Here is a 7514-nt window from a genome sequence, read left to right as displayed (position 1 = left end):
CGTCGGTCGGGTCAACGTCGGTCGGGTCGCCGCCGGTCGGGTCAACGTCGGTCGACGTAGACGCGGCGGTATCGGCGTCGCGCGTCGCCGCGTCGCCCTCGGTGTAGGCCAAGAAGAGGTCCTCCAGCGAGGCCTCGCGGGTGTGGAAGTCGGCGACGGAGACCCCGGCCTCTTCCAAGGTCGCGATGACCTCGGTCTTCGCGTCGCTGTCGCAGTTCACCACCAACTCGTCGCCGTCGCGGGTGACGCCCGAGACGCCGGCGAGCGCGCGGACCGCCGCCACCGCGTCGCCGTCGGCGCCCGCAGCCGCGACTTCGAGCGTCTCCTCGCCGCCGACGGCCTCGCGGAGCCCCTCGACGGAGTCTTCGGCCACCAGCTCGCCGTCGCGCAGGATGCCGACGCGGTCGCAGACGGCGTCGACCTGCTCGAGGATGTGCGAGGAGAAGAAGACGGTCGCGCCGCGCTCGGCCTCCGCGCGGACGATCTCGCGCATCTCCTTCGCGCCGGCCGGGTCGAGCCCGGAGGACGGCTCGTCGAGGATCAGCAGGTCTGGGTCGTCGACGAGCGCCATCGCGAGGGCGAGCCGCTGGCGCATCCCCTTCGAGTACTCCCCGGCGTCCCGGTCCGCGGCGTCGGCGAGGCCGACGCGCGCCAGCAGCGCGTCGGGGTCGTCGGCGGCGTCCTTCGACTCGACGGCGAACTCGACGTGTTTCCGCCCGGAGAGGCGGTCGTACACCGAGAACCCGTCGGGGAGCACGCCGGTCCGGCGGCGGATCGCGACCCCGTCCGTCGCCACGTCGGCGCCGAGCACGCGGACGGTCCCCGCGGTCGGGCGGACGAGGTCTAAGAGCATGTCGATCGTCGTCGACTTGCCCGCGCCGTTCGGGCCGAGGAACCCGTACACCTCGCCGTCTTCGACGGTGAGATCGAGGTCGCGGACGGCCGTGACGTCGCCGAACTCCTTGGTCACGCCCCGCAGTTCGATCGCGGTCATATCGTTCGGTCCCGTCGTAAGTTGATAAATGGTTGCGGGTCGTCGCGGAGCGCGGCCGATGGCGAGCACACCCTCCTCGCCTCAGTCGTCGGTCGGCGGCCAGTCGACGCCGCGGTCGGCGAGCAGGGCGGCGAAGTCGTCCTCGTCGACGACGGGCACGCCCTCCGCGTCGGCGTCGTCGCGCTTCGACCGGCCGGGACTCTCGCCGGCGACGAGGTAGTCGGTGTTCCCGGAGACGCTCGACGTCGCCGACGCGCCGCGCGCCTCGACGTGCGCCTGAGCCTCGCTCCGCGGGACGGAGAGCGACCCCGTGAACACGAAGGTGAGCCCGTCGAGCGCGTCGGCCGAGCCGTCGCCCGCGTCGGTCTCGAACGGCTCGGGGTCGACGCCGCGCTCGCGGAGCCCCTCGATCGCGGCGCGGTTCTCCTCGCGATCGAAAAACGCGCGAATCGACCCGGCGACCTCGGGACCGACGTCGTCGACCTCGCGGAGGGCCGCCTCGTCTGCGTCGAGGAGGGCGTCGAGCGTCCCGAAGTGCGCGGCGAGCGCCCGGGCGGTCGCCGCGCCCACGTCCGGGATCCCGAGCCCGGCGAGGAAGTCGTCGAGCGCCGGCTCGCGGGTCGCGTCGAGCTCGGCGATCAGGTTCTCGGCGCTCGTCTCGCCCCACCCCTCCAGCGCCGCCAGCTCGTCGGCGGTCAGGTCGTACAGGTCCGGGAGCGACTCCACGAGACCGGCCTCGCGGAGCTGCTCGACCCGCTCGGGGCCGAGCCCCTCCACGTCGAGCGCGTCGCGGCGCGCCCAGTGTTCGACCGCGCGCTCCAACTGCGCCGGGCAGCCGAGCCCGCCGGTACAGAACGCGAGCGGGCCGTCGCGCTCGACGTCGGCCCCGCAGACCGGGCAGGCGTCGGGGAACGCGTAGGTCCCCTCGCTGCGCTTCTCGACGACCTCGGGGACGTAAGGGATCACGTCGCCCGCGCGGTAGATCCGGACGCGGTCGCCGACGTTCACGCCGAGCGCCTCGATCTCGGCGGGGTTGTGGAGCGTCGCGCGCGAGACGGTGACGCCGCCGACGTCGACGGGGTCGAGCTCGGCGACGGGCGTGAGCCGGCCGGTGCGACCCACCTGGACCGTGACGCCCTCGACCGTCGTCGTCGCGGTCCGCGGCGGGAACTTGTGCGCGAACGCCCAGCGCGGCGCGCGCGACGTGCTCCCGAGGGCCTCGCGGTGCGCGAGCGCGTCGACCTTGATCACGACGCCGTCGACCGCGTAGTTCAGGTCGTCGCGGGCGGCGAGGACCTCGTCGCGGTAGTCGATCGCGGCCTCGACGTCGTCGACGACCTCAACCCGGTCGTTCCGCCGGAGGCCGAGCGACTCGAACGCGTCGAGCGCGTCGCGGTGGCGCGCGGGGCGCTCCGGCCCCTCCGCGCCAGCCTCCCACGCCAACACGTCGAAGAAGAAGACGTCGAGGGGGCGCTCGGCGACGACCGCGGGGTCCAGCTGGCGGAGCGTCCCGGCCGCGGCGTTGCGGGGGTTCGCGAACGGCTCCTCGCCCCGCTCCATGAGCTCCTCGTTGTACGCCTCGAAGTCGTCGCGGGGCATGTACACCTCCCCGCGGACCGCGAGCCGCTCCGGGTGGTCGTCGCCCCGGAGCCGGGCGGGGACCGAGCCGATCGTCCGGACCTGCTCGGTCACGTCGTCACCCTCGCGCCCGTCGCCGCGTGTAGCCGCGCGGACGTACGCGCCGTCCTCGTACACCACCTCTATCGAGAGACCGTCGAACTTCGGCTCGCAGACGTACGCGAGGTCGTCGTGGTCGAACGCCGGGAGGTCGCCCGATTCCGCCGCGTCCGCCAATCCGCCGCGGACGCGCTCGTCGAACTCGCGGACCGCCTCGGCGTCGGTGTCGTTCTCGATCGAGCGCATCGGCGCGACGTGTTCGACGCTCTCCAGTTCGTCGAGCGGTTCGCCGCCGATCCGTCGGGTCGGCGAGTTCTCGGTCGGGAGGTCGAACGCCGATTCGAGGTCCGCCAGCCGAGCGAACAGCGCGTCGTACGCCTCGTCGGAGACGAGTGGGTCGGCCTCGACGTAGTACCGGTGGTCGTGTTCGCGGACGGCCGCCCGGAGCAGGGCGGCCTGTTCGGCGGCCTCGTCCTCGGAGAGGTCGGCGACCGGATCGAAGTCGGTCGGCGGGGCTTCGACGTAGGGGTTCGCGTCCGGGTCCGCGTGCCGGGTCGACGAGGTCGTCATCGACGGATAGTGAGGCGGCGCGGAGTAAAAATGACCGTTCCGCGCGTCGCGGGCGGGGCGGCTCGGTTCGGTGCGAGAAGCGCGGTCGACCGCGGTCAGGCGACGCGGTCGCCGCGTGCGAACACCGCGTCCGGCTCCTGCCACGCCTCCACGTCCTCGGTCGGGTCGGCGTCGAGGACGACGAGGTCGGCCCGATGCCCCTCGGCGACGCGCCCCACGTCGTCGAGCCCGAGCAGGTCCGCGGCGTTGACGGTGGCGGCCTCAAGCGCCCGCTCCGGCGAGAGCCCGTAGTCGACCATGTGCGCCATCTCCTGCGGGATCTCCTCGAAGAAGTTGAACGGCGTGCCCGCGTCGGTCCCCATCGCGATCGGGACGCCCGCGTCGATCGCGTGGTCCCACGCGTCGTCGAAGCGCTCGGCGGCGTCTTCCGCCTTCGCGACGGCGTCCTCGGGGATGCCGGCCTCGACGCCGTTGTCGACGATGCCGCGGAGCGCGCTCGCGGTCGGCACCCAGTAGGTGCCGCGCTCGGCCATCATCTCGGCGGCCTCGCGGTCCATGAACGTCCCGTGTTCGATACTGGAGATGCCGGCCTCGACGGCGTTTTTGATCCCCACCTCGCCGTGAGCGTGGGCCGCGGTCGGCGTGTCGGTCGGCGCGGCGGCGTCGGTGAACGCGGCCAGCTCCTCGGGGGTGAGCTCGGGCGCACCCGTCACCGCGCCCTCGGTGAGCACGCCGCCGGTCGCCATACACTTGAGCACGTCCGCGCCGGCCTTCAGCTGCTCGCGGGCCGCCTTCCGCACCTCCGCGGGGCCGTCGGCCTCGCGCCCGAACCAGTTGCCGTGGCCGCCGGTCATGATCACGTTCCGGCCGCACGCGAGGACCCGCGCGCCGTCGATGTCGCCCGCGGCGACCGCCTCCCCCGCGTCGAGCGCGAGCGTCCCGCGGCTCCCGAGGTCGCGCACGGTCGTGACGCCCGCCTCGACCGCGGCCGCGAGGTTGCTCGCGGCCCGGTAGCTCGCCGCGTAGTCGCTGTCGGAGACCGCCGTCGAGACGTCCGGCCGCCCGTCCATCATCACGTGGACGTGCGCGTCGATCAGCCCGGGCGCCACGACCCGCCCGTCGACGTCGACCTCGGTGGCTCCGCCCGCGTCGCGCTCCGCGACCGCGTCGTCGACCGCCCCCGAGTCGCCCACCGCGACGATCTCCCCGTCCGCGACGGCCACGTCGGCCTCGCGGGTCCCCGCGGCGTCCGCCACCCGACCGCCTCGCAGTACGTACATGCCACCACGAGGGAGCGTCAGGGTCGTAAACGCTCGGGTCGCGGTAGTCCGACGGGCGGACGCGGCGTCGTGTCAGCTCCCACCACGTATAACCGGCTGGCCGGAGTCGCCCGTCACATGGCAACAAATGACGAACCGGGCGGCGGGGGGCTGTACCGGCGGCGAATCGGCACGCCCACGACCGACGACGAGGTGAACGGCTACTGGCTGTTCGGCTTCGGCGTGCTGCTCGGCCTCGCCGGCGTCGCGGTGTTTCTCCTCACCGAGTCGGCGACCGTCGCCCGCGGGGTCGGGTACGCGCTCGCGGCGCTGGCCCCGCCGTTCGTGATGCTCGGGGCCGTGATCCGGTTCCCGCTCCGGCGGACCGGGACGTACCTCGGCTACCTCGGCACGGCGGTGAGCGTCCTCGGCGTCGTGTGGTTCGTGAACGTATTCCCGGACGGGTGGCTCACCGCGTCGGGTGACCCGGCCGTGATCACCGTCTACGGGGTCGGGCTCCTCCTGATCGGGCTCGCGGGGACGGTCGTCCCGCTGCTCTCGGACCCCGTCTACGAGGACTACGAGCGCATGCGCGACGAGGCCGCGGCCGCGACGGCGGCGACCGAGGAGACGACCGGCGAGCTGGCGGCGACCCGCGAGGAGCTGGCGGCGACCCGTGAAGATCTCTCGGAGACAGAGGCCGACCTCGAAGCGACCCGTGACGAGCTGACGGCCGCGGAGGCCGTCGTCGCGTCACTGCGCGAGAGCAAGGCCCGGTTCGAGCTGTTCGAGGACGCGAGCGGGAAGCCGCGCTGGCGGCTCCGCCACCGCAACGGCAACGTCATCGCGACGGCCGGACAGGGGTACAGCAGCCGCGGGAAGGCCCAGCAGGGGCTCCACAGCGTGCGCCGGAACGCGCTCGGCGCCGGCCTCCTCCGGATCGAGACGCCCGTCGAGGAGGCCGAGGCGGTCGCCGACGACGACGGCCCGGAGCCGACCGACGCGACGGAGCCGGACGTGGCCATCCCGGCGGCGGACGCGGCGGAGAGCGACGCGACGTTCGAGCTGTACGCCGACGCCGCCGACGAGTGGCGCTTCCGGCTCCGGCACGACAACGGCGAGATCGTCGGCGACTCCGGCGAGGGGTACGCCTCCAAGTCGAACGCGAAGCGCGCGATCTCGAAGCTCCGCGACCACGTCGCGGGCGCGGACTACCTCCGGATCGACCCCGCGGCGTTCGAGGTGTTCCGGGACGCGGCCGGCGAGTACCGCTGGCGGCTCGTCCACGAGAACGGGAACGTCCTCGCCGACGGCGGCGAGGGGTACGCCTCCCGACAGAAGGCCCAGCAGGGGCTCGACAGCGTGCGGTCGAACGCGGCCGGCGCCGGCCTCACATTCCCCGACGACGAGGAGGCGGAGGGCCGGGCGGGCGACGGGGAGAGCAAGGCGACCTTCGAGGCCTACGAGGACAGGGGGGGCAAGTGGCGCTGGCGGCTCGTCCACGACAACGGGAACATCATCGCCGACTCCGGCGGGGGGTACGCCTCTAAGTCGAACGCGACGGACGCGGTCGAGCGCGTCGCCGGGTACGCCCCCGACGCGGGCGCGCTGGCGGCCGGCGACGCGGCGTTCGAGATATACGAGGACGCCGCCGAGGAGTGGCGCTGGCGGCTCCGCCACCGCAACGGCAACGTCCTCGCGGACTCCGGCGAGGGGTACGCCTCCCGGTCGAACGCGGTCGAGGCCGTGACGAGCGTGAAAGCCGACGCGCCCGGCGCGGAGACGGTCGAGCAGTAGGCGGCTCTCGGCGGTGCGAGCGTTTTCCGGATCAGCTCGCCGCCAGCAGCTTCAGCCGCAGGTCGCGCTCGTCGACCTCGTACTTGAACGCCGGGTGGCCGTCGACCAGCACGTACGGGACGCGCTCGCCGTACTCCTCGGCCAGTTCCGGGTCGGTGTCGACGTCGACCTCGTCGATGTCGACCGTCACGCCGTCGAGGTCGGCCGCGACCGACTCGATCGTCTCGCGGGCGACGACGCAGAGCGAGCAGTCCTCGCGGGTGTAGAGGGTGACCGGGACGGTCGCGGTCCCGTCGTCGCCGTCGGTCGAGGTGGACCCGCTCACTGGTCCGTTCCGTCGTCGCCGGTCAGCTCCTCGGCGACCGTCGCGGCGTCCAGCAGTTCGGGGTCGACCGCGAGGTCGGCGACGGTCGCGACGAACTCCGGCAGCGACCGGGTCGCGTACGTCACGATCCGGACCTCCGGGTTCTTCTCCTTCGCGACCGGGATGCCGGTCGCCTCCTCGACGTCGGTGAGGACGAAGTACGCGGCGTCGGCGATGCCGGCCTCGGCGAGCGCGTCGGCGGTGACGAGCCCCTCGATCCGGCTGATTGCGACGCCGCACGCGGCGAGCTCCTCGCCGAGCCCGTGCTCGTCGGGGCCGGCGACGACGGCGAGTGGCTGGTCCGTCATCACTCGTACTCGATCGTCGCGGGCGGCTTGTGGGTCACGTCGTAGACGACCCGCGCCACGTTCTCGTTCTCGCCGGTGATCCGGCTCTGGATCCGCTGGAGCGTGCCCCAGTCGAGCTCCTGCGCGCGGGCGGTCATCCCGTCGCGGCTCTCGACGGAGCGCACGGCGACCACCCAGCCGTGGACGCGGTTGTCGCCCTTGACGCCGGTCGCCTTACCGAGGACCGCGGCGAACGCCTGCCACGGGTCGTACTCCTCCAGCTCCTCCTCGACGACGTGGGTCGCCTCGCGGGCGACGGCGGCCTTCTCGGGCGTGACCTCGCCGACGATCCGGACGGCGAGCCCGGGGCCGGGGAACGGCATGCGCTCGGAGATGATCTCCTCTAAGCCGAGCTCGCGGGCGACCTCGCGCACCTCGTCCTTGTAGAGGTCGCGCACCGGCTCGACGATCCCCTCGAAGTCGACGACCTCGGGGAGCCCGCCGACGTTGTGGTGCGACTTGATGTTCCCCTCCGACTCGATGCGGTCGGGGTAGATCGTCCCCTG

The 7514-nt window shown here is 73.2% G+C and carries 6 protein-coding genes and 1 pseudogene; 1 reads left to right on the top strand and 6 read right to left on the bottom strand.

The features are described from left to right. The 3 genes from Q0116_RS10515 to Q0116_RS10505 form a co-directional block, all read right to left on the bottom strand. Positions 1 to 994: ABC transporter ATP-binding protein (locus Q0116_RS10515; protein WP_297887814.1), on the bottom strand; the 994-nt coding region annotated here is incomplete at its 3' end. Positions 995 to 1075: 81 nt separating this feature from the next. Beyond that, on the bottom strand, positions 1076 to 3241 hold the full coding sequence (gene ligA / locus Q0116_RS10510) for an NAD-dependent DNA ligase LigA (protein ID WP_297887811.1): 2166 nt from the start codon (positions 3239 to 3241) through the stop codon (positions 1076 to 1078). Between the two features lie 95 nt (positions 3242 to 3336). Then, positions 3337 to 4521 carry an amidohydrolase family protein gene (locus tag Q0116_RS10505; RefSeq protein ID WP_297887808.1) on the bottom strand — a complete coding sequence of 395 codons (1185 nt, stop codon included), beginning with the start codon at positions 4519 to 4521 and terminating at the stop codon, positions 3337 to 3339. Positions 4522 to 4638: 117 nt separating this feature from the next. On the opposite strand from Q0116_RS10505, the gene Q0116_RS10500 reads away from it, so the two are divergent. After that, positions 4639 to 6297: an HVO_2922 family protein gene (locus Q0116_RS10500; protein WP_297887805.1), complete on the top strand. Its 1659-nt coding sequence runs from the start codon at positions 4639 to 4641 to the stop codon at positions 6295 to 6297. A gap of 31 nt (positions 6298 to 6328) precedes the next feature. Here Q0116_RS10500 and Q0116_RS10495 read toward each other — a convergent pair whose 3' ends face one another. The 3 genes and pseudogenes from Q0116_RS10495 to Q0116_RS10485 form a co-directional block, all read right to left on the bottom strand. Beyond that, positions 6329 to 6622 (bottom strand): glutaredoxin family protein, encoded by a 294-nt coding sequence (locus Q0116_RS10495; RefSeq protein WP_297887802.1) that lies wholly within the window; start codon positions 6620 to 6622, stop codon positions 6329 to 6331. Continuing rightward, positions 6619 to 6969: a CTP synthetase gene (locus tag Q0116_RS10490; protein WP_297887799.1), complete on the bottom strand. Its 351-nt coding sequence runs from the start codon at positions 6967 to 6969 to the stop codon at positions 6619 to 6621. The genes Q0116_RS10495 and Q0116_RS10490 overlap by 4 nt, the downstream gene beginning before the upstream one ends. Next, positions 6969 to 7514: pseudogene (locus tag Q0116_RS10485) on the bottom strand (glutamine-hydrolyzing GMP synthase subunit GuaA); the annotation flags it as partial. The gene Q0116_RS10490 and the pseudogene Q0116_RS10485, both read right to left, overlap by 1 nt.

The sequence above is a fragment of the uncultured Halorubrum sp. genome (genome assembly GCF_937146585.1).
Lineage (GTDB): Archaea > Halobacteriota > Halobacteria > Halobacteriales > Haloferacaceae > Halorubrum > Halorubrum miltondacostae.
Note: the sequence above shows the minus strand (reverse complement) of the source record. Positions and strands in the feature narration are given on the sequence as shown.